General features: G+C 62.8%; 17 protein-coding genes and 1 tRNA gene. 8 read left to right on the forward strand and 10 right to left on the reverse strand.

Annotated features, from left to right (window positions below; all coding sequences use genetic code 11):
• Nucleotides 1–7 precede the first annotated feature (7 nt).
• Together FF80_RS09065 and FF80_RS09070 are read right to left on the reverse strand one after the other, a co-directional pair.
• The gene (locus FF80_RS09065; protein WP_035099535.1) at nucleotides 8–274 is read right to left on the reverse strand and encodes a hypothetical protein; all 267 of its coding nucleotides are present in this window, start codon (nucleotides 272–274) and stop codon (nucleotides 8–10) included.
• A 428-nt stretch (nucleotides 275–702) separates the two neighbouring features.
• The gene (locus FF80_RS09070; RefSeq protein ID WP_035099537.1) at nucleotides 703–1,332 is read right to left on the reverse strand and encodes a DNA-3-methyladenine glycosylase I; all 630 of its coding nucleotides are present in this window, start codon (nucleotides 1,330–1,332) and stop codon (nucleotides 703–705) included.
• Between the two features lie 253 nt (nucleotides 1,333–1,585).
• On the opposite strand from FF80_RS09070, the gene FF80_RS09075 reads away from it, so the two are divergent.
• On the forward strand, nucleotides 1,586–3,412 hold the full coding sequence (locus FF80_RS09075; protein ID WP_052153344.1) for a TadE/TadG family type IV pilus assembly protein: 1,827 nt from the start codon (nucleotides 1,586–1,588) through the stop codon (nucleotides 3,410–3,412).
• Nucleotides 3,413–3,429: 17 nt separating this feature from the next.
• On the opposite strand, the gene FF80_RS09080 is transcribed toward FF80_RS09075, so the two are convergent.
• A tRNA-His gene (locus FF80_RS09080) sits at nucleotides 3,430–3,506 on the reverse strand.
• 333 nt (nucleotides 3,507–3,839) lie between these two features.
• Between FF80_RS09080 and FF80_RS09085 the strand changes: the two genes are divergently transcribed.
• From FF80_RS09085 to FF80_RS09115, 7 genes are all read left to right on the forward strand, one after another.
• On the forward strand, nucleotides 3,840–6,428 hold the full coding sequence (locus FF80_RS09085) for a HAMP domain-containing sensor histidine kinase (protein ID WP_035099542.1): 2,589 nt from the start codon (nucleotides 3,840–3,842) through the stop codon (nucleotides 6,426–6,428).
• A gap of 214 nt (nucleotides 6,429–6,642) precedes the next feature.
• Complete coding sequence (locus tag FF80_RS09090) at nucleotides 6,643–7,689, forward strand: extracellular solute-binding protein (RefSeq protein WP_035099545.1); 1,047 nt, start codon at nucleotides 6,643–6,645, stop codon at nucleotides 7,687–7,689.
• Between the two features lie 93 nt (nucleotides 7,690–7,782).
• Nucleotides 7,783–9,414 carry an iron ABC transporter permease gene (locus tag FF80_RS09095; RefSeq protein ID WP_035099546.1) on the forward strand — a complete coding sequence of 544 codons (1,632 nt, stop codon included), beginning with the start codon at nucleotides 7,783–7,785 and terminating at the stop codon, nucleotides 9,412–9,414.
• A gap of 128 nt (nucleotides 9,415–9,542) precedes the next feature.
• Nucleotides 9,543–11,027 (forward strand): ABC transporter substrate-binding protein, encoded by a 1,485-nt coding sequence (locus FF80_RS09100; RefSeq protein WP_035099548.1) that lies wholly within the window; start codon nucleotides 9,543–9,545, stop codon nucleotides 11,025–11,027.
• A 145-nt stretch (nucleotides 11,028–11,172) separates the two neighbouring features.
• Nucleotides 11,173–12,126, forward strand: coding sequence for an ABC transporter permease (locus tag FF80_RS09105; protein WP_035099549.1), 954 nt, complete (start codon nucleotides 11,173–11,175; stop codon nucleotides 12,124–12,126).
• Entirely contained in the window at nucleotides 12,123–12,962 is an 840-nt protein-coding gene (locus FF80_RS09110; protein ID WP_035099551.1) for an ABC transporter permease, read from the forward strand. The genes FF80_RS09105 and FF80_RS09110 overlap by 4 nt, the downstream gene beginning before the upstream one ends.
• A complete protein-coding gene (locus FF80_RS09115; protein WP_035099553.1) occupies nucleotides 12,949–14,529 on the forward strand; it encodes an ABC transporter ATP-binding protein in 1,581 nt (526 codons plus the stop codon). The genes FF80_RS09110 and FF80_RS09115 overlap by 14 nt, the downstream gene beginning before the upstream one ends.
• Here the strand turns inward: FF80_RS09115 and FF80_RS09120 are convergent.
• The 7 genes from FF80_RS09120 to FF80_RS09150 form a co-directional block, all read right to left on the reverse strand.
• Nucleotides 14,509–15,480 (reverse strand): tripartite tricarboxylate transporter substrate binding protein, encoded by a 972-nt coding sequence (locus FF80_RS09120; protein ID WP_035099555.1) that lies wholly within the window; start codon nucleotides 15,478–15,480, stop codon nucleotides 14,509–14,511. The two genes, FF80_RS09115 and FF80_RS09120, sit on opposite strands and share 21 nt — an antisense overlap.
• A gap of 80 nt (nucleotides 15,481–15,560) precedes the next feature.
• A complete protein-coding gene (locus FF80_RS09125) occupies nucleotides 15,561–17,234 on the reverse strand; it encodes an alpha-glucosidase (protein ID WP_081917342.1) in 1,674 nt (557 codons plus the stop codon).
• A gap of 75 nt (nucleotides 17,235–17,309) precedes the next feature.
• Nucleotides 17,310–18,386 carry an Mrp/NBP35 family ATP-binding protein gene (locus FF80_RS09130; protein WP_035099557.1) on the reverse strand — a complete coding sequence of 359 codons (1,077 nt, stop codon included), beginning with the start codon at nucleotides 18,384–18,386 and terminating at the stop codon, nucleotides 17,310–17,312.
• A 186-nt stretch (nucleotides 18,387–18,572) separates the two neighbouring features.
• A complete protein-coding gene (gene fsa / locus FF80_RS09135; protein ID WP_035099559.1) occupies nucleotides 18,573–19,226 on the reverse strand; it encodes a fructose-6-phosphate aldolase in 654 nt (217 codons plus the stop codon).
• Nucleotides 19,227–19,298: 72 nt separating this feature from the next.
• Nucleotides 19,299–20,483: an amino acid aminotransferase gene (locus FF80_RS09140; protein WP_035099561.1), complete on the reverse strand. Its 1,185-nt coding sequence runs from the start codon at nucleotides 20,481–20,483 to the stop codon at nucleotides 19,299–19,301.
• A 72-nt stretch (nucleotides 20,484–20,555) separates the two neighbouring features.
• Nucleotides 20,556–21,500 (reverse strand): electron transfer flavoprotein subunit alpha/FixB family protein, encoded by a 945-nt coding sequence (locus FF80_RS09145; RefSeq protein ID WP_035099563.1) that lies wholly within the window; start codon nucleotides 21,498–21,500, stop codon nucleotides 20,556–20,558.
• Nucleotides 21,500–22,258 carry an electron transfer flavoprotein subunit beta/FixA family protein gene (locus FF80_RS09150; RefSeq protein WP_035099564.1) on the reverse strand — a complete coding sequence of 253 codons (759 nt, stop codon included), beginning with the start codon at nucleotides 22,256–22,258 and terminating at the stop codon, nucleotides 21,500–21,502. The genes FF80_RS09145 and FF80_RS09150 overlap by 1 nt, the downstream gene beginning before the upstream one ends.
• Nucleotides 22,259–22,585: the final 327 nt, after the last annotated feature.

Raw genomic sequence — 22,585 nt, forward strand, 5'->3', positions numbered from 1 at the left:
GCTGGGGCTACAAGCCAGGCCTCCACAGGGGCGGTGGGATCTGGGGGCTGTCCCCAGGCTGCAGCCATTGGTCAAAGCCGTCGGCAGGCGGCAGGCCCACATCGGCCCGCAGGCGAGCGGGCAGATGGTCAGCCCGTGCGATGCGGGGCCGGTTCCACCAGGCCACAATTGCAGCGCGCAGAACGGAGAACAGGCCACGTTGATGGACGGCATCGGCGATGGAGAATTCAAGGCGCAGCACGACGCTGCCCTCATTGAGTGCATTGTAGGACATGGTTTTGTCCGGCAGCGCTGTTACGCGGACCGGCCTTCTGGGGTTGAGGAGCATCGGAGGGGGCGGAATCAGAGAGTCGGAAAGACCCTGGGCTTCAACCGATTACGATGCTGGTCTGGGGGGAAGTGTCCGCGACGGCAGAACCGGCGGAGGTGACAACAAGGAGGCGTTAACCTCGGGCCATTGGCCACGCATGTTCGCCCAGATGGAGATCACATACAGTATTCATGTAGCGCCTCCCTCTGGTCTGGCGTTGTTGGACAATTTGCTTCTAGCTCACGGCCCTGTGAGCCGCAATATGGGGTGTGGCGGGTTGTCGCAGAAAGTGTCGGGTGTTGCCGATGGGCAACAGGGTCGAGCGCAGCATTCACCGACGCGGGGCCATATCGTCCCCTCGCCCCTCAGGGGAGAGGTGAGACCGTCCGGTGCTATCTGACCGGGCGCTGCAAAGCCGCCCGCGCGGCTTCCACTTCGGGGCGGCAGAAGCAGGTTTCGATGTGGTCGTTGACCATGCCCATGGACTGCATGAAGGCATAACAGGTGGTAGGGCCGACAAAGTTGAAGCCGCGCTTGCGCAAATCCTTGGAGAGGGCGCGGGAGGCGTCGGTCTGGGCGACGGCGCTGAGGGCGGACCAGGAATAGTCATCGGCGCGATGGCCCGGCTGGGGCTCGAAGCGCCAGATATAGGCGGCGAGCGAGCCGAATTCCTGCTGGATTTCCAGCGTGCGCCGGGCATTGTTGATGGCAGCAGCGATCTTGCCGCGATGGCGGATGATGCCGGCATCAAGCAGGAGGTGCTCGATATCGGCCTGGGTCATGGCGGCGACCTTGGCGATATCGAAGCCATGGAAAACCTCGCGGAATCGGTCGCGCTTGCGCAGGATGGTGATCCAGGAGAGGCCCGACTGGAAGCCTTCGAGGCAGATCTTTTCGAAGAGGCGCGTGTCCGAGGTGACCGGGCGGCCCCATTCGTTGTCGTGATAATGGCGGTAGAGCGCGTCATCGCCCGGCCAGGGGCAACGCGGCAGGCCATCCTGGGGCGAGATTTCGGTGGGCATGGCGGGCTCCGCTGATCGAGGATGATTGGCGCATAGGGGTAGCGGGGTGGCGCGATTCGGGGAATTGGATGGATGGAATTCCATAGCGCCGAGTTATTTAGAGTATTGGGCAGGCGCGTAACTAACGCGATTGTGAGCGGTGCTTGCCGCCGGGTAAAACTTTATTGGCTCCTGGTGGTCTTTTAATAAGGAATATCACCGATATTCCGGCCTGCTCCGCTGTGGGGCGACAGATCCCACGGGTGCTTGCGTCATGCGTCCTTTCCTTCGGCTTGTCGCGCGATTTGGCCGCGACGAGAGCGGTGTGTTCGCAATCATGTTCGGCCTGATGGCCGTGGTGCTGATCGCCATGGGCGGCGCCGTGGTCGACTATGTGCGGCTGGAGCAGACGCGCAACCGGGCACAGATCGCACTGGATGCGGCGGCGCTGGCTTTGCACCACGAGATTTTCGAGGACGCTACGGAAGCGACGATCAAGAAGCTGGCGGGGGCACTGGTTGTCGAGCGCGTCGGCGACAGTGCGGTTTTTGCAAATGTCGATGTGGCCCACATCGATCTTGAAAAGGGATCGCTCTATCTCGAGGCCGAGATGAAAATGCCGACCTTGTTCGTGGGACTGGTCGGCGTAAACGAGCTTGGCGCGCGCATTGTCTCGGAATCGACCCGGCGCAGAAGCGAACTCGAAGTGGTCATGGTGCTCGATAATTCGGGCTCGATGGAGGACTATTTTCAGGGCCTGGACCAATTCCGCATGACCAATCTGGTCAATGCCGCGCAGAACGCCGTCAGTATCCTATATGGCGATGACGCGGCGCAGGCTCAGAAAAACGTCAAGATCGGCATCGTGCCGTTTACCCAGTTCGTCAATGTGGGTACGGCAAACGCCAACAAGCCATGGCTCAACCGCTCCGGCACCAATGCCATCATGCGCGACAATTTCGACAATGACGGCAATCCGGCAACCAGCTTCATCGACAGCTTCGACCGAATTGCCCTGTTTGATCAATTATCGGGAACATATAGCTGGGGCGGATGCGTCGAGGCCAGGCAGAGCCCGTACGATACCAACGACACGGCACCAACGACGCCCGAAACCAAATTCGTGCCGCTGTTCGCGCCGGATGAGCCTGACGCACAAGGCTTTGGCAACAATTACCTCAGCGACACGGGCGGTACTTGCACAGCCGCTGCGACCTGCACTGCTGTAACGACGTATAATAGCTGCAATTCCTGGAGGCAAACCTGCTCTGGGGAAATATCAACGAAGTACAGCTTCAAAGCGGCTAACGGCACCGTGACCAACAATCTCACCGCCTGTCCGCAGATGGCCGGTGAGCCCTGGGTAGCCCAGAGAAGTGAGATAAATTTTAGTGCACGCACCAAAACGACGCCCCAGGTGCTGGGACGGGCAATGCAGGAGCGCATCTGCAAATATGATGGTGGCGTGGTAACCAAAGCCAGCCGCACCCAAGCAACTGGCCCCAATGCGGACTGTCCCATTCACCCCGTCGTGCCACTGACGCTCACCAAGCAAACCGTTGTCGATGCCATCGAGGCGATGAGGCCACTGGACGAAGACAGCAACCAGCCTGAGGGTGGCACCAATATCGCGCAGGGCGCGGTGTGGGGGCTGCATGCCCTGACATCAGGCGAGCCACTTACCGAAGCCGCCCAACCGTCGCCCTATCTGCAAAAGGTGATGATCCTGATGACGGACGGCGATAACTTTCACAGGCCGAGCGACAATATGAATGGCTCGGCCTTCTTCCCGGCCTACGGTTATCCATACAATAATACCCGCATGAATGCAGGGCGACTGGGCACGCCCGGCCAGACCGAAGTAGAGCTGATGGACGAAATGAACCGGCGCACCCTGGCGACCTGTGCGGCGGCAAAAGCGGAACCGAACAATATCCAGATCTACACGATCGGGCTCTATTCGACTAACGAGACCACTATCCAGATGCTCAAAGATTGCTCAAGCGGGTCAGGATACTACTATCCGGCGACTGCAACCAATCTGTCGGCCGTGTTCCAGTCGATTGCTCAAAGGCTGCAAGCGCTCCGGGTGAGCCAGTGACCTGTGCCTGGAAAGAATGGTACCACCTCTCGGGATCGAACCGAGGACCTCTAGATCCACAATCTAGCGCTCTAACCAACTGAGCTAAGGCGGCAGGGGCCTGTCAAGGGACACCATCAAGGTCGTCCCGAAAGCGGGCGGAACATAGGTCGAGAATTTCTCGATGACAAGCACCCATTTTGCCTCATTCCACCGCTGAAGGCTGCGCATTTCCACAACAAGTGCATGACGGGCACGCAAACGTGACCATTCGTAAGGTTTTTGCACTTAACCATGGCGATCAAAGCGTACGGAAGCGTGTGCCACCCGCTCTGGACCATGCGACACGCGCACTATATTGAAGAAACCGTAAGGACTTTGGGCACATTTGTGCCGATCTGGCACAGCGCGGCGGAGCCCGCCCCTTCTCGACGGAATTTGGCTGTATATGGATGCCGACTGGATCACATCGCCGAGCGCCCGTCGCGTGCTGCAGCATGCCGATGATGCTCGTCCGGCCTGGCTGTGGTCGCGCGAGGGCGACCAGCTGATCTGGCAGAATGCCGCCGCCGGGCTATTCCTCGCCAAAATCAAGAAACATGGGCTCAAGCGCGCCCCGCTCGCCGCCCCGATCAAAGGGCAGGTGGCGCGCAATATCCGGCTCGGCTCGACCGGGCGGACCAGCCTGGCGCGAGTTCAGTTTCTGGCAGGCGACAAGCCGGCCTCGAGCACCTGTGCGACGACGCCACTGATCTGGCAGGACGGGCAGCCGGTTCTGCTGATTGTGGGGGTGGACCCGATCGCGGCGGAAATTCTGGCGGCAGGTGCGGCAGAGGATGATGCGGCGGAAGCGGAGGCCATGCGGCAGGACGATTCTGTCGCAGGATCCGTAACTGCCGATGGCGACGCGGATGCACCACCCGAATCTGTCACTGAGGTTCAGAGCAGCGACGCGCCGGATGAGGAGATGATCGCAAACGACGTGGTTGGCGATCTCATCGTCGCGGATGAACAGGCCTATGAGCAGGAATTAGCCAATTGGCACGCGGCCGAACAGGATACCGCGCCGGCCACCGAAACTGCGGGCGGAGAGCCTGAGGGGCCGGCAGCGTTTCGGGATGGGCCGGGGGCTGAATGGCACGAGAACGAGGATGATGTGGCGGCCGAATCGGTTAGCCGGCTCGCGGCGCTGGTCGATCGGCTGGCGGCGGATGAGGCGCTGTTTACCCCGCTGACGGCGGATGATGACGTAATGTATGCGGCGCAGGATCCGGATGAGCCTGAAGCGCCCGTACCAGAGCAGCTTTTCCGGGTGACGGGGCGCGGATTTGTGGCCAATGCAGGCGATGATGATGCGGAAGACGCAGAAGCGGCGGTGACAGAGCTGGCAGGCACGGATCCGGAAAGCGTGGCGGCGGCGGTGGCCGAGATTGCGCCGACCTTGCCAGAGGATCCCGAAGCTGTCGAGCGGGTGTCGCGCTATAATTTTGATGAATTGTCGCGGATTTTGAATGATCGGGTGGGTGCGGGCGAACCTGCCCAGCCGGCGACGCCGACCGCGGCGGGACCGCCAATGCCAGCGCCGCAGCCGCAGCGAGCGGCCGGGGCGCTGATCAATCTGGGCGGGGAAACGCTGGTACTCAACCGGCTGCCGCTGGGCATATTGGTGTTTCGCGACCAGCAGGTGCTGTTTGCCAATCGGGCCATTACCGAAATGGTGGGCTATGATTCGGTGGAGCAATTGCGCGCGGCGGGGCTGGCCTCGGTGTTTCCCTCGGCGGGACCGGATGAGCAGGAAGCCGGGCCGGTCAACCATTTGATGCAGCGTGACGGCACGCTGGTGCCGGTGACGGCGCGGCTGCAATCGATCTCCTGGCAGGGGCGCCCTGCCCTGATGCTGTCGGCCAGCGCCACCGAAGTGCGCACCGGGCACGAGGCGGCGGTGCGCGCCTTTGCCGAATCGTTTGCCGAGCTGCGCGGCGACGGCTTTTTCGACGCCAACCGGGCCGGGGTGATCAATCTGGCCAGTCCGCACGCCGTGACGCTATTGGCGGAACCGGGCGCGGGCCTGGCCGGTCGGCCGCTGAGCGGGCTGGTGGCGGAAGACGAATTGCCGGCTTTGCGCGAATTTCTGGAGCGGCCGGCCCGCTTTGCCGAGACGGCGCGTCCCTGCCTCGTGCTGGCCAGCGATGGCGGCAAGGCGGAAATGACGATTTTCGCGCAGGGCCAGGCGGGGATCGTCACCGGCTATTTCGGCTTTGTCAAAGAGCGCGGCACGGCTCCGGTCCGGCTGCCGGGTGCCGGCGAACCCGATCCGGCGCTGCTGGCACGGATCAGCCGCGGCGTGCGGCGGCCGCTCAATACGATTGTCGGATTCTCCGAACTGATCCGCTCGGAAGCCTTCGGGGCGCTGGGCAATGAGCGCTATGAAGAATATGCGCAGGACATTGCGGCGGCGGGGCAGGAAATCGCCGCGCTGGTCGATGAGCTGGACGATTATGCGCGGCTGCGCGACGGGCGCTATATGCCGCAGCGCGCCAGCATCGAGCTGACAAGCCTGCTGGAAAGCTGCGTGATGCGCATTCGCCAGCAGGCGAGCAATGCCCGCGTCATCGTGCGCAATGCGATTTCGGAGAGCCTGCCGCGGGTGACGGCGGATCGCGCGTCGCTGGCGCAGGCGGTGCTCAACCTGTTGGCTTCGGCGATCGACCAGACACCGACCGGTGGCGCGGTGGTGATTTCGGCGCAGCGCGAAGATGATGGCGGCATTGCCATTCATGTGCGCGATAGCTCGACCGCCCCGGTGGACATGGCGGAGCGCTTCGTGGTGTTTCGCGACGGGCTGAGCCGGGAGGGCCGCGCGCTGGCGCCGGTGCGCTCCAGCGTGGGCCTGGCGCTGACGCGTTCGCTGCTGGCGGTCAATGGCTTTGCGCTGTCGGTGGACCCGGCGGGGGCGACGGGCATGCTGTTTACGCTGGTGATCCCGTCGGACCTGGTGGACCGGCCCGCCCTGAAATCGGACCAGCCGAGCAGTTAAGCGCCTGCCTGCAGATCGGGCTGCGATGCCGCAGATTTTAATATGAATTCCGCGCTCAGCTAACGGCTTGTTTTCGCACCGGATTTGACACCTGAATTTGAATGATTCTAAGGTGCAAGCCTTTGTTATTATTGTATTTTATTGACATGGCGGAGCGCTGCCGACACAACGCCTCCATTAGCGGGCCTTTAACGCTCCGCCTTGGGAGAGAACCATGACAAAGACGACGCGCCTTGCCTTTGCCCTGCTGAGTTCAACATTCCTGTTGGGCCTGGGCACCCCCAGCTTTGCCCAGAGCGGCGAAGTCAATATTTACAGCTATCGCGAACAGGGTCTGCTGCAGCCGCTGCTGGACAAGTTCACCGCCGAGACCGGTATCGAGGCCAATGTGCTCTATGCCGGCGATGGCCTGCTGGAACGCGTGGCGGCCGAGGGCGAGCTGTCGCCCGCCGACGTGGTGCTGACCGTCGATATCGGCAATCTGGTGGGTGCCGAAGAGCAAGGCCTGACCCAGCCCATCACCACCGCCGCGCTGGCAGAGCGCGTGCCCGAAGCATTCCGCGATGACGATGCCAATTGGACTGCGCTGTCGCTGCGCGCCCGCGTGTTCTACGTCTCCAAGGATCGCGTCACCGAGACGGCGCTGACCTATGAGGACATCGCTGGACCCGAATGGAAGGGCCGCCTTTGCACCCGCCCGGGCGATCATGCTTACAATATCGGGCTGATCGCGCAGCGCATCGCCGCCACTGGGCTTGATGCGACCCGCACCTGGCTGGCCGCCGTGCGCGACAACATGGCCTATGCGCCATCGGGCAATGACCGTGAAGGCGTCAAGAATATCATGGCGGGGACGTGTGATCTGTCGATCACCAACACCTATTATATGGGCGCCATGCTGAACAACGAGGCTGAGCCGGAGCAGAAGGAATGGGCCAATTCGGCACGGATCATCTATCCCGATGCCGAGGGTGAAGGCACCCAGGTCAATGTCGCCGGCGGATTCATTGCCAAGCATGCGCCCAATGCTGAAAATGCCAATGCGCTGATCGCGTTCCTCTTGTCAGACGAAGCCCAGCAGATCTATGCCGACACCAATTACGAATTCCCGGTGGTGGCGTCGGTAGCGCCGGCCGAATTGACCCTGTCCTGGGGTGCGCTCAACCCGGTGGACACCCCGCTGGTCGAGGTCGCAGCGAACCGTGCGGCGGCGGCGGCACTTGTCGATGAGCTCAAGTTCAACGAAGGTGCGCAGAACTAGGCGCTGTCCAGCCCCGATGCCGCTGCAGCCTTTCAGCATGGATTCCGGCCTGCGCCGGAATGACACGGTGGTTGTTTGACGGCTCTGAAACGCGTGACCAAGAATCAGACCGGTGGGGTGAAAGCCCTGCCGGTCGTCGCGTTTGTGCTGGCCGTGGCGGCGGGGCTGCCGATTCTGTGGCTGGGCTGGGCGGCACTGGCGAGCGGCAGCAATGGGCTGACCGCAAACATGCTGCCGGCTGCGCTGCGGGAAACCGGCATTTTGATGGGATCGGTGGGGGTATTGACCGGCGTCGTGGGCCTGACCGCGGCGTGGCTGGTAACGCATTACGATTTTCCGCTGCGCCGGGTGTTCGACTGGATGCTGGTATTGCCACTGGCGGTGCCGACGTATCTGGCGGCCTATGGCTATGTGGAATTTCTGGGTTTTACCGGGCCGCTACAGACCGCCTTGCGCGGGGTGAGCGGGGCGCGGACGCTGCGGGATTACTGGTTTCCTGACATTCGCAGCCATTGGGGCGCGGCGATCGTGCTGTCCTCGGTGCTGTATCCATACGTCTATGTGGCCTGCCGCGGCTTTTTCCTGATGCAGTCAGCCTCGCTCAATATTGCGGCGCGTACACTGGGCGCGGGCGGCATGCGCACGTTTTTTGCCATCATCCTGCCGACCTCGCGGCCGGCGCTCGTCGTTGGCGTGACGCTGGCGATGATGGAAGTGGTCAACGATCTGGGGGCGGTGCAGTATTTCGGCGTCAATGCCATTACCGCCATCATCTATTCGACCTGGATCAACCGCTCGGACTTTGGCGGGGCAGCGCAATTGGCGGTGACAGTGGTGCTGGTCATTGGCCTCTTGATCGCGGCCGAACAGCGGGCGCGGCATAATCGGGTTTATCTGGCCAATCGGGATAGCCGGGTGCCGCCGGCGCGCGAGCAATTGAGCGGGGGGCGGGCCTGGGCGGCATTTGGATTCTGCGTGGTGCTGCTGGGCATGGGCTTTGGCATTCCGGTGGGAGAATTGAGCTATCTGGCGTTCCGGCTGGTGTTGCCTGAAACGATCAAGATGACGTTGGCGGCGCTGTGGCCGACGCTGATCCTGGCGTCAGCGGGAGCGGTCATCACGGTGATCCTGGGGCTGGTGGCGGCCAAGATCGGCCAGCATGCCGGCAGTATTTCGCGCGGCGCGATCCGGCTGGCGACTTTAGGCTATGCCATTCCCGGCACGGTGCTGGCGCTGGGGCTGCTGCAGCCGCTGGGACAGGCCGATCTATGGTTCAACCGCATGACAATGGCGCTGGCGGGCTGGCGGCCGGGGTTGATCCTGTCGGGCTCGATGGCGGCGCTGCTTTATGTCTATGCGATCCGGTTTCTGGCGGTGAGCCATTCAACGCTGGACGCTGCGATCAAGAAGCGCGGCGATTCCATGCTGCATGCCGGGCGGGTGCTGGGGCAGAGCGGGCTGGGGCTGTTGCTGCGGGTGGATTTGCCGACGCTGATGCCGGCCATTGTGAGCGCGGCGACGCTGGTTTTCGTCGAAATCGTCAAGGAATTGCCGGCGACTTTGCTGTTGCGGCCGCTGGGGGTGGATACGCTGGCAACGCTGGTCTATGGGCGGGCCAATGTGGGGCTATTTGCGCAGGCGGCCATGCCGGCGCTGTTCATTGTGCTGGCGGGGCTGGTTCCGGTGATCCTTGCTACGCGGCTGGGCGATCGGCGGAAAGTATAACTACACTTGCTACTGCCATATCGGCGCCATTGCCCTATACCATCGGGCGATGGGAGCTGGCGCCTCATGCGCCAGCACGCGCGATTCTTCCGGAGGGACGCCGGAAGCGCCGTTTTTGGAGCGAGTGAATGGGCAGGATTTTGACGGGCGCTGCGTTGGCGCTGGCCGTGGCGGGCGCACTGAGTGGCGCGGCTCTCGCGCAGCAGCCGACCGAAGTGCGGATCGGGGTGGCGCTGGAGCCACCAATTCTGGACCCGACAGCGGGCGCGGCTGAGGCCATCGACATCGTGGTCTACCAGAACATTTTCGAGGGCCTGACCGCCATCGACGAAAATGGCGCGGTGCAGCCAGGGCTGGCCAGTTCATGGACCATTTCGGACGACAGCCTGACCTATACGTTCAAACTGCATGAGGGGGTGACCTTTCATGACGGTACGGCTTTCGATGCCGACGACGTCAAATTCACCTTCGAGCGGATTCTGGCGGCTGACAGCGTCAATGCGCATAAGGAACTCTATACCGACATCGCTGAAGTTAGCGTGGTCGACCCGTTCACGGTCAGCTTCACGCTGAGCAAGCCAGTGGGGCTGTTCCTGTTCAATTTGGGCCGGGGTGACGCGGTGATCGTGGCGCCGGAAAGCGCCGGCAATAATGCGACCACACCGATCGGCACCGGGCCATTTGCCTTTGTGCAATGGGACAAGGGCAATCGCGTATTGCTCGAGCGTTATGAGCCCTATTGGGGCGAGTTGCCGGCGCTGACCAAGGCGAGCTACCGGTTCATTGGCGACACGGCGGCGATGACCAGTGCGCTATTGGCCGGGGATATCGACGGCACCAATAATTTTGCGCCGGATTCGCTGGCGGTGTTCGAGGGCAATCCGCAATTCAAGGTGCTGGTAGGCACGACCGAGGGCGAAACAATCCTGGGGACCAATAATCGCAAGCCACCGTTCGATAATCTGAAGGTACGGCAGGCCATGGCCCATGCCATCGATCGCCAGGCGATCATCGATGGGGCGACCTATGGCTATGGCACGCCAATCGGGGCGCCGTTTGCGCCGCATAATGCCTATTATACCGACCTGACCGGCACCTATCCCTATGACCCGGACGCGGCCAAGGCGCTATTGGCGGAAGCGGGTTATCCCGATGGGTTCAACGCCACGCTGAAACTGCCGCCCCTGGGTTATGCGCGGCTCTCCGGGCAGATCATTGCCAGCCAGTTCGCGGCAGTGGGCATCAAGCTCGAGCTGATCAATGTGGAGTTCGCGCAATGGCTGCAGGATGTCTATACCAATCATGATTTCGACCTGACCATCATCAGCCATGTCGAGCCGTTCGACATTGGAAATTATGCCAATCCGGACTACTACTTCGGCTATGACAATCCCGACTTCCAGGCGCTGATCAAGACACTCAATGAGACGGTTGACGACGCCAAACGCAAGGAACTGGCTATCGAGGCACAGACCATCCTGGCCAAGGATGCGGTCAATGGCTATCTGTTCGAGCTTGCCCAGACCGGCGTGTGGAACGCCAAGCTGGCGGGCATGTGGCAGAATTCGCCGATCGAGGGGCTGGTATTGCGGGGGATATACTGGGTGGAATAGCGCCCTCCCGTCGGTGGGCAGAAGGCAGATGCGACGATCCAGCGGCTCTATAGTCCTCTTGCCCCTCAGGGGAGAAGGTTAGGGTGAGCATCGCTGATTGGTCCGCCGCAATGCCGGAACCGGCCAACGGTTGGGGCAACGCATTATGATCCTCTTCGCCCTGCGCCGCTTTCTCGGTTTTGCCGCCACGCTACTGCTGGCGGCAGTGGTGATTTTCTATCTGCTCGATCTGCTGCCCGGCGATCCGGCGCGGTTCACCCTGGGCGTTACCGCCACGCCCGAGGCGGTGGCCAATTTGCGGGCGCAGATGGGGCTGGATGCGCCGGCGCATGAGCGGTTGCTGAGCTGGCTTGGGGGCATGCTGCGCGGGGATTTCGGCATGTCCTATACCCAGCGCGCGCCGGTGGCGGGCTTGCTGTGGGAGCGGCTGGCGGTGACGCTGCCGTTGACCGTCATGGCCATGATCATTTCGATGGTGATCGGGCTGCCGCTGGGGATCGTTTCGGCGCGGGCGCGCGGCAAGGCGCCGGATACGGCCATTATGGTGTTGGCGCAATTGGGAGTCGCAGTGCCCAATTTCTGGTTTGGCATGATGCTGACGCTGGTGTTTGCCGTGGGGCTGCGCTGGCTGCCGCCAGGCGGGTTTACGCCCTGGGACGAAGACCCATGGCTATCGCTGCGCGGGCTGATATTGCCGAGCCTGGCCCTGGCGCTGCCGCAGGCTTCGATCCTGGCGCGGGTGATGCGCACGGCGCTGGTGGATGTGCAGGGGCAGGATTTCATCCGCACGGCGCGGGCCAAGGGGCTGACCATGGGCGAGGCTGTGTGGCGGCATGGGGTGCGCAATGCATTGCTGCCGGTACTGACCATTCTGGGGCTGCAATTTGCCTTTCTCATCGCCGGCACGATCATCGTCGAGAATGTGTTCTACCTGCCGGGGCTGGGGCGGCTGGTTTTCACCGCGATTTCCGAGCGTGACCTGATCCTGGTGCGCGGGGCGATTGTGGTGCTGATCGTGGCGGTGACAGCGACGATGTTCGTGGTCGACCTGACTTATGGGCTGGTCGATCCACGCCTGCGGGGGCGCAGCACGCCATGAATTTCCTGAAGCGGCATCCCAATCTGACGATCGGCCTTGCCGGGACGATCCTGTTTGCCCTTTTGGGGCTGATCTCGCTGGTTTGGACCCCCTACCCCATCGCCCAGATCGATATTGCCCGGCGCTTCCTCGGGCCCGATGCCGCACACTGGCTGGGTACGGACAATCTGGGCCGAGACATGGCTTCACTGGTCATGTCGGGAACGCTGACGAGCTTTGTGGTGGCGGCTTTGGCCGTGACCATCGGGGCCGGCATTGGCGTGCCGCTGGGGCTGGCGGCGGCAGCCTGGGGCGGGCCGGTGGAATGGCTGGTGCTACGCTTTTCCGATTTCCTCTTTGCCTTCCCTGCCATCATTGTTGCGATTCTGGTGACGGCTTTGTTCGGGCCGGGGGCAATCAATGCCGTACTGGCGATCGGGCTGTTCAATATTCCGGTGTTTGCGCGGGTGGCGCGGGGCGGCGCATTGAGTATAGCAGTGCTGGATTTCGTGGCGGCGGGACGGCTGCCGGGGCTGGGGCCGGCCTCCATCGCCTATCGGCATCTGCTGCCCAATATCATGAGCCTGATCATCGTGCAGGGGACCATCCAGCTGTCGCTGGGCATATTGGCCGAGGCGGGGCTGAGCTATGTGGGGCTGGGCACCCAGCCGCCGGCCACCAGCCTGGGGCTGATGCTGCGCGATGCGCAATCGATGTTCCTGATCCACCCATGGCTGACGCTGGTGCCGGGGCTGTGCATCGTGCTGATCGTGATCGGTCTCAATATTGCCGGGGACGGATTGCGCGACGCCATCGATCCGCGGCTGCGGCAGGTGAATGCCAATGTCGTTGCTTGAGGTCAAAGGGCTTTCCGTGCGCTTCGGAAATAGCGAGGCGGTCAGCGATGTGAGCTTTACGCTCGAGCGCGGCGAGCGGTTCGGCATTGTCGGGGAGAGCGGGTCGGGCAAGACGCTGACCGCCCTGGCGGTGACGGGGCTCTTGCCCGAGGGCGCCGTGATGGGCGGCAGCATCAGCATTGATGGAATGCCCCTGCCCGCCAATGAGCGCGAGATGGCGCGGCTGCGTGGCAAGCGGATCGGCATGGTGTTTCAGGAGCCGATGACGGCGCTGAACCCGCTGATGCGAGTGACCGAGCAGATCAAGGAGGCCATCACTCTCAACCGCAGCGACAGCGCGCAGCTGGATGTGCCCTACCTGCTTGAGGAAGTGGGGCTGGAACTGCGCCATGGCGAGCGGTTTCCGCATGAGCTGTCGGGCGGGCAGCGGCAGCGCGTGATGATCGCCATGGCGCTGGCGAGCCAGCCGGACATCCTGATTGCGGATGAGCCGACTTCGGCGCTGGACCTGATCACCCAGAAGCGCGTGCTGGATCTGATTGCCGAGATCTGTACGCGGCGGCATATGGCGCTGCTGTTTATCAGCCATGACCTGAAAGCCGTGAACGTGCTGTGCAGCCGGGTGGCGGTGATGCATCGCGGGCGGCTGGTGGAGACTGGCCCGGCGGCCAGCGTGTTCTCGAGCCCGCAGCAGGATTATACGCGGCGGCTGGTGGCGTCGTCGCGGTTCGAGGTCACGCGGGAGGACCACCAGTCCGGCGGCGCGCCATTGCTGGTGGTGGACGACGTGGTGCGCGACTATCGGCAGGGCGGGATTTGGCTATGGCGGGAGAAGCCGTTGCGGGCGGTGGCCGGGGTGGGCCTCGCCATCGGGAATGGCGAATGCGTGGCGCTGGTGGGGCCTTCGGGTTGCGGCAAGACCACGCTGGCCAAGATCATTGTCGGGCTCGACAGCGCGACCTCGGGCCAGGTGCGGCTAGACGGGACGGCGTATCGCGGTACGGACCTGCCGCGGGAGCAAAGGCGCGACGTTTCTCTGGTGTTTCAGGATCCATTTGGCAGCTTCAATCCGCGATTGACCATCGCCCAATCGCTGGGCGAGCCATTGCGGCTGGAAGAGAATCTGGACCTGGTGGAAAAGCAGCGCCGGCTGGTCGAAGCCATTGAGGCGGTGGGGCTGCGCAGCGACATGCTGGCGCGGTATCCGCATGAATTTTCGGGCGGGCAGCGGCAGCGGCTGGCCATTGCGCGGGCGCTGGTGACGCGGCCCAAGCTGGTGGTGCTGGACGAGCCGGTTTCGGCACTGGACGTGTCGGTTCGCGGCGAAGTGCTGGCGCTGTTGGCGCGGCTGCAGGCGGAGTTCGGGCTGACCTACCTGATCATCAGCCACGATATCGACATGGTGCGCGCCGTGGCCGATCGGGTACTGGTGATGGAGGCGGGGCGGATCGTCGAGGAAGGTTCGCCGGAGACGATATTTGCCGAGCCGCAGCACAGGCTGACGCGCGAACTGATGGCCGCGCGCCTGCCGGATGTGGGCGAGCCGCTACTGGATCGTCGCGCCTGAGGCCTCGACCACTGGAGCCCAGCGCTCGACTTCGGTGGCGACATGGGTGGCCAGCTCTTCCGGCGTTGAGCCGATAACGATGGCGCCGACTTCGGCAAGCCGTTCATGGACCGCTGGATCGTGCACGGCGGCGACGGCGGCTTCGTTGAGCTTGGCGACCACTTCGGGCGGAGTGCCCGCCGGCGCAAAGAGGGCATTCCAGGTGTTGGTTTCGTAGCCGGGAACGCCGGCTTCATCCATGGTGGGCACATCGGGGAAGCTGGCGGCGCGTTCGAGCGTTGTGACGGCCAGCGGACGCAGCGTGCCACCCTTCATATGCTCGGTGGCCGAGGGCAGATTGTCGAAGATGATCGGCACGGCGCCGCTCAGCGCATCGACCAAAGCGGGGCCGGACCCCTGATAGGGCACGTGGACCATGTCGACGCCGGCCATGGACTTGAATAATTCGCCGGACAGATGCAGCGGGGTGCCATTGCCCGAAGACGCATAGGCATGGGCTTCGGGCTCGGCCTTGAGCAGAGCGATCAGTTCTTCGACATTGGTTGCGGGAAATTCAGGGTTGACCAACAGCACATTGGGCACGGTCACCAGCAGCGAGATCGGGGTGAAATCGGCGGAGGGATCGAAGGGCGGCGTGGCGTAGAGCGAAGCGCTGAGCGCGTGGGTGGCGATGGTGCCCATCAGGATGGTGTAGCCATCGGGAGACGCATCGGCCACTGCAGTGGCGCCGAGTACGCCGCCGGCGCCGGCCTGGTTGACCACCAGGACCTGCTGGCCCAATTGGGCGCTCATGGCCTCCGCGACGATGCGGCCGACCAGATCGGTTGACCCGCCGGCGGCGAAGGGGACGATCAGATTGATGGATTTACTGGGAAAATCCTGCGCCATGGCAGGCAAGGACACGGCAAGCGCCCCGGCCGCAATGGCCAGGGTTGATAGAAGCGACTTCATCAATGGGTTCCTCCCCGGGGTGACGGGGAGGCAATTGCGGGTGGGTGGGTTTGGTTCCATCCGAGCGGCAAAATAATCGCTCAGTTCAGAACACCGATATAGGCGCCGAAGGGTTCCAGATCGAGTTCGCCATCGATCGGCGCGGCGATAACGCCGGGGCATTCGGCATGGTGGGGATCAAGCCCGGTGGGAATGGCGAACTCGGCGGCGCGGTCGCCCATGTTGAAGACGCAGAGCAGGCGGTCGTCCCCCTCCTCGCGCGTAAAAGCGAGGATATCGCCGGTGGAGTCGAGCAGGGTGATCTTGCCCTTGGCGAGGGCCGGATGGGTTTTGCGGAAGGCCAGCAGAGCGCGGTAGAATTCGAGCACGGAGCCATCGACACCGTGCTGGGTATCGACGGCATGGGTCAGGTGTTCGGCGGGGACGGGCAGCCAGGTGCGTTCGGCTGTGGAGAAGGCGCCGTTGCGAACATGGGCCTGCCAGACCATGGGCGTACGGCAGCCGTCGCGGCCCTTGAACTCGGGCCAGAATTCAAGGCCATAGGGGTCGACCAGATCGGCAAAGGAAAGTTCGGCTTCCTTGAGGCCCAGTTCCTCGCCCTGATAGAGGCAGACCGAGCCGCGCATGGCCAGAATCAGCGTGGCAGCAAGGCGGGTGAAGGCGGCTTCCTGCCCATGTACGGCCCAGCGGCTGACATGGCGCACCACATCGTGGTTGGAGAAGGCAAGGCAGATCCAGCCATCGGGGGCCTGGCTTTCGGCGGCGGCAATCGAGGTCTTGAAGTGCCTGGCGGAAAATTCGCCGCCCAGATAGTCGAATGTGTAGGCCATGTGCAGGTGGTCATCGCCCGAAGTGTATTGGGCCATGAGATCGAGCTGGTGCTGGCTGTCCCCGATCTCCCCCACCGTGGTGGTGCCGGGATATTGGTCCATCAAGGCGCGCAGGCGGGTGAGGAAGGCGAGATTTTCCGGGCGGGACTTATCGTAGATATGTTCCTGGAAATTATAGGGATTTACCGCGGGGGCAGTCGAGGCGTTGAAATCCTCGGGGCGGACCACTGGATTGTCCTCAAAGCCCAGCGAGCAGAAATAGAAGTTGACCGTGTCGAGGCGGAAGCCATCGACGCCCCGCTCGAGCCAGAAGCGCATTTCGGCCAGCACGGCATCCTGCACTTCAGGATTGTGGAAATTCAGATCGGGCTGGGAGACCAGGAAATTGTGCAGGTAATATTGCATGCGCCGGCTATCCCAGGACCAGGCGGAACCACCGAAGATGGACAGCCAATTATTGGGCGGGGTGCCATCGGGCTTGGGATCGGCCCAGACATACCAGTCGGATTTGGCATTGGTGCGGGACTGGCGGCTCTCCGAGAACCAGGCATGCTTGTCCGATGAATGGGAAATCACCTGATCGATGATGACTTTGAGGCCCAAAGAATGGGCCTTTTGCACGAGGCGATCGAAGTCCTCGAGCGTGCCGAAGCTGGGATCGATGTCACGATAATTGGAGACGTCGTAGCCGAAATCCTTCATCGGGGAGGTAAAAACCGGCGACAGCCAGATGGCGTCGACGCCCAGATCGGCAACGTAATCGAGCCGGCTGGTAATGCCGACGAGATCCCCCACGCCATCCCCATTCTGGTCCTGATAGGAGCGCGGATAGATCTGGTAGATCACCGCACCACGCCACCAATCGCGGTCGCGAGAGGCTTCGTCCGGGTGCTTCTGCTCGGTCATCAGGGAAGTGGCGGTCATTGAGGGCTCCGGGACACGCGGGTTTGCGCCGCATGTCCTAGAGTGCTGACACGGCGCAGCTATGGCAAGAGATCGCTAGCGCCGCAACGTGGGCGAGCCTTGCAGGATTCTTGTGGCGATGGCGCGGAAAGCCTGGGCTTCGGGACCATTGGGGGCGGAGACGACGGGGGGCTGGCCGATGTCGGAGTTTTCGCGGATCGACATGACCAGCGGCACGGCGCCGAGGAAGGGCATGTCGAGTGACCTGGCCGCATTTTCGGCGCCGCCAGTGCCGAAAATATCGTAGCGGGTGCCGGTATCGGGGGCGATGAAATAGCTCATATTCTCGATCAGGCCGAGCAGCGGCACACCCATGCGGCGCAGCATGTCGACGGCTTTTTTGGCATCGATCAGCGCCAATTCCTGCGGGGTGGAGACGATGACGACACCATCGACTTCGGACTGCTGGAACAGGGAAATATGGATATCGCCCGTGCCGGGGGGCAGGTCTACGACGAGAATGTCGAGATCGCCCCAATCGGTTTCGCGCAGCAATTGGCGGAGCGCGGAGGTCGCCATGGGGCCGCGCCAGACCACGGCCTGGTCGGGATTGAGCATGGAGCCGATCGACATAGCCTTGAGGCCGAAGGCGCTATGGGGCGTGAAAATGCCGTCTTCCCGCACGGCCGGCTTGCCTTCGAGGCCCAGGAGTTTGGGAATGGAGGGGCCGTAGAGATCGGCATCGAGAATACCGACGCGCAAGCCTTCGGCGGCGAAGGCCAGGGCCAGATTGACCGCGGTGGTGGATTTGCCGACGCCGCCCTTGCCCGAACCGACAGCGATGATGGCCTTGACGCCGGGCACGGCTTGTTTAGGTGCGGGGCCGGGGCGCCCCTGGGCCGCTGCCTGGCCGGTGGCGGGGGCTTTGCCGGAGGTCAGCGACACCATGATCTTGCGGCCGGGCGCGACGGCTTGAGCGGCCTGCTGGGCCGCGTCGCGGGCGGGACCGAAGGCGGCCTCCATACCGGGCGCAACGGCGATGGCGAAGGCCACGGCACTGGGGGTGACGATGATTTCGGAGAGCCCGGCATAGCCGGACAGCATGCCGCCGCCGGGGATTTCGACGGCGTCGAGCGCGGATTTGATGGCTGCGGCGAGTTCGGTATCGGCCATTGGGGACCTTTGCTGCGCTTGGCCCCTGCCCTTGCCCTCACCCGTTGCGGGCGAAAGCGGATCGGCCGCAGGCCGAGACGGTGAGGGGCTAACCACCCCTCACGCGATTATCATATGGGTCGTAGACCCCTCATCCGCCCCTGTGGGGCACCTTCTCCCATGGGAGAAGGAAGAGCAGAGCGCTCCTTAGACGATCGTCTGGCCCGTGGCTTTCCAATCCTTGAGGAAGCCTTCGATGCCCGCATTGGTCAGCGGGTGATTGGCCAGCTTGCGGATCACGTCGGGCGGGATGGTGGCGACGTCGGCGCCAGCCAAAGCGACCTGGGTCACGTGGTTGGGCGAGCGGATCGAGGCGGCCAGGATCTGGGTTTCGAACTGGTAGTTGTCGTAGATCTGGCGGATGTTTTCGATCAGCTCGACGCCATCGAGATTGATGTCATCGAGGCGGCCCAGGAAGGGCGAGATATAGGTTGCGCCAGCCTTGGCTGCGAGCAGGGCCTGATTGGCCGAGAAGCAGAGCGTGACATTGGTCTTGATGCCGCGTTCCTTGAAGGTCTTGGCGGCCTTGAGGCCATTGAGCGTCAGGGGGAGCTTGACCACGACATTATCGGCCAGCTTGGCCAGCACTTCGCCTTCGGCAATCATGCCGTCATATTCGAGCGAAGCGACTTCGGCCGAGACCGGGCCGGGAACGATGCCGCAGATTTCCTTGACGACTTCCTTGAAATCGCGGCCGGACTTGGCAATCAGCGACGGATTGGTGGTGACACCATCGAGCAGGCCTGTATCGTACAGCTCCTTGATGTCCTTGATTTCTGCAGTGTCGACGAAGAACTTCATGGTTCCCTCCTAAGAGCTGTTCAGCAAAATGTGTAGCACGGCGGGGCCGGGCTGCAAGGCGAATGGACTGGCTTATTTGATCGCCGAGAGCATGGCTTCCGCCAAGTCGCCGACCCGATCCTCCGGGATGCCGGCGACATTGATGCGACTGTCACCAATCATATAAACACCATTGGCGGCTTTTAAATGTTCGACAACGTCATTGGGCAGTCCAAGCAGCGAAAACATGCCGCGATGGGCGGCGATGAAGTCGAAATCCTTGGAATTTGAGCGCTGGCGGATAGCTTCGGCCAGCTTTTCGCGCAGCGTGATCATGCGGCCGCGCATCTGATTGAGCTCGGTTTCCCACTCGGCGCGCAAACCCTTGTCTTCAAGGATGACGCGGATGATCTCGGCACCATGATCGGGCGGCTGCGAATAGGCGCCGCGGATGATGTTGAGGAGCTGAGAATTGGTGACATCGGCCTGTTCCGCATCCCTGGCGATGAGGATGGCGGCGCCGATGCGTTCGCGATAAAGGCCGAAATTCTTGGAACCCGAGAAGGCGATCAGCGCTTCGGGGACCGAGGCGATCACCTTGCGGGTACCATAGGCGTCTTCGAGCAGGCCATCGCCGAAGCCCAGATAGGCCAGGTCGATGAAGGGCAAAGCACCGGTGCGGGCCAGGCTCTGCGCGACCTGATCCCATTGTTCATTGGTGAGATTGGCGCCGGTCGGGTTATGGCAGCAGCCATGCAGCAGAACGACGTCATCCTTGCCCAATTTATCAAGTGCGGCAAGCATTTGCGCGAATTTGACGCCACGGGTTTCGGTGTCAAAATAGGGGTATTTCTCGACCTTGAGACCGGAATTTTCGGCGATCGGATTGTGGTTGGGCCAGGTCGGATCGGAGACCCAGACCGTGGCGCCGGGCTTGGCGCGGTTGATCAACTGCATCAGAACCCAGAGCGAGCCGGTGCCGCCGGGGGCCTGGGCGATGCGGACGCGGGAGCGGTCGACGCTATCGGCCAAGGCCAGGTCGAGCACGGCGGCACCGAACCCCTTATTGCCTGCAATGCCCAGATAAGTCTTGGTTTTTTCGTTTTCGAGAATGCGCTGCTCGGCCTTGCGGACGGCGGACATGACGGGCGTGACGCCCTTTTCGTCCTTGTAGACGCCGACGCCGAGGTCGATCTTGGTGGAGCGCGGGTCGGCCGCGTATTCGCCCATGAGCGCCAGGATCTTGTCGCCGGGGGCCTTGGTGAGGGTCTCGAACATTTTGTGGAGCAGTTCCGGTGGGAAGGCGGGGTCTTTATAGGCGGCGGAGGATTTTTTGCAATTGGTATCGGTTCAGCGTTTAAGGCCGGTCTTGTCCAGCTCGGAGATCAATTGCGGAATGATTTCAAAGAGATCGCCGATCAAAGCAATGTCGGCCAGCTTGACCAGCGGGGCTTCGGCATCGCTATTGATGGCGATGATCTTCTTGGCGCCCTGGATGCCGGCAAGGTGTTGCAGCGCCCCGGAAATACCGATGGCGATGTAGAGATCGGGGGCGATGATCTTGCCGGTCTGGCCGACTTGCCAATCATTGGGAGCGTAACCGGCATCGACCGCGGCGCGGGTGGCGCCGATGGCGGCCCCGAGCTTTTTGGCAAGGGATTCAATGAGTTGGAAGCCCTCGGCCGAGCCGACGGCAATGCCGCCGCCGACCACGATCTGGGCGGTGGCGAGATCGGGGGTGTCGCTTTGGGTGCGATGCGATGCGATGACCTTGGCGGCAGAGGAAATGCCTGAAACATCAATGGGTTCGATGGGGGCGGCATTGCCCGATGCGGCGGCGCGGAAGGCCGAGGCGCGCAGGGTGAGGATGTGCTTGGGCTGGTTCGAGGTGACCGTTTGCAGGGCATTGCCGGCATAGATCGGGCGCTCGAAGCGGTTGGGGCCGAGTATGGCGACGACATCGGTGACCGGCATGAGGTCGAGCCTGGCGGCCAGACGGGGCATTAACTCACGACCCGATGCGCCAGCGCTCATGACCACGTAGTGATAACGTTCGGCCAGCGTTTCGAGCAACGCAGCGCTCGCATCGGCGACAGGCGCGGCAAAGCCAGCACCCTGCCCCACCAGCACTTTTGCGACTCCAGCAATGGTTGCAGCTGCTTCGGCCACCTGGCCGATGCCTTCGCCCAGCACCAGCACATCGACCGGGCCCAGTTCGGCGACCGCATGGACGATGCGGGGGGCCGATGGCGAGAGCGTGCCGAGGTCATGGTCGGCAAGGATCAGGACAGCCATTACAGCGCCTCCATCTGCGAAACATCGCCGGCGATGAAGGCGGCCAGTTCGGCAACCGACCCTACAGTCTTTCCTGCCATACGTTCGAGCGGCGGGGATATCTTTTCGACGGTCAGGCGCGGGGCGAGGTCGACGCCGAAATCGGCGGCGGAGCGGGTGACCAAGGGCTTGGAGCGAGCCTTCATGACTTGCGGCAGGGCGGCGTTGCGCGGGGTATTGAGGCGGAGGTCCGCGGTGACCACGGCGGGTAGCGGCAGGGAAAGGGTCTGGCGGCCGGAATCGACCTCGCGGGTGACTTCGAGCCCTGTTCCGGTGACCTTGATTTCGGAGGCGAAAGTGGCCTGGGGGCGGCCGGTGAGGGCGGCGAGCATCTGGCCGACATGGTTGGAATCGTCGTCTACGGCCTGCTTGCCGAGGAGGACCAGGCCGGGATTTTCCTCAGCGACGATCTTGGCCAGGAGCTTGGCAATGGCGAGGGTTTCGAGCTCGGCATCGGTTTCGACCAGGATGCCGCGATGGGCACCCATGGCGAGTGCGGTGAGGATGACGTCAGTCGCCGGCTTGGGGCCGATGGAGACGACGACGATTTCCTCGGCCTGACCGGCTTCGGCAAGCTGGACAGCGGCTTCCACCGCGTGCTTGCAGAAGGGGTTCATCGACATGCGCACACCATTGGTCTCGACGCCCGAACCATCGGGGCGGACGCGAATGCGAACGTTGTGATCGACGACGCGCTTGACGGCGACAAGTATTTTCATGGGTGTTCTGCAAATCCCTCGAAGCTCGGCCTGTCATGGCAAAGTTGGGCGAGGCCGACAAGGCTGGCAGGGGAAATTCTGACCAGCGGGGGCGGGATTTTTGGAAAAGGGTGCTGGGGTGGTACTTCCAGCAGACCTCATCCTGAGCTTGTCGAAGGGTGGGGTCGTGGCGGGATGGTGCCACGACCTCGTGGTTCGCCCTTCGGCGAGCTCAGGAGACCCACCATGAGGTCTACTTGGGAGCTCTCGCCAAACGCCGCTGTCTCGGTGCAAGCGAAGAGTGGCCCTCGGGTCGAGCCCGAGGGAGAGCGGTGGGGAGGAGGGATC

This window comes from Devosia sp. LC5, assembly GCF_000735585.1.
Taxonomy (GTDB): domain Bacteria; phylum Pseudomonadota; class Alphaproteobacteria; order Rhizobiales; family Devosiaceae; genus Devosia.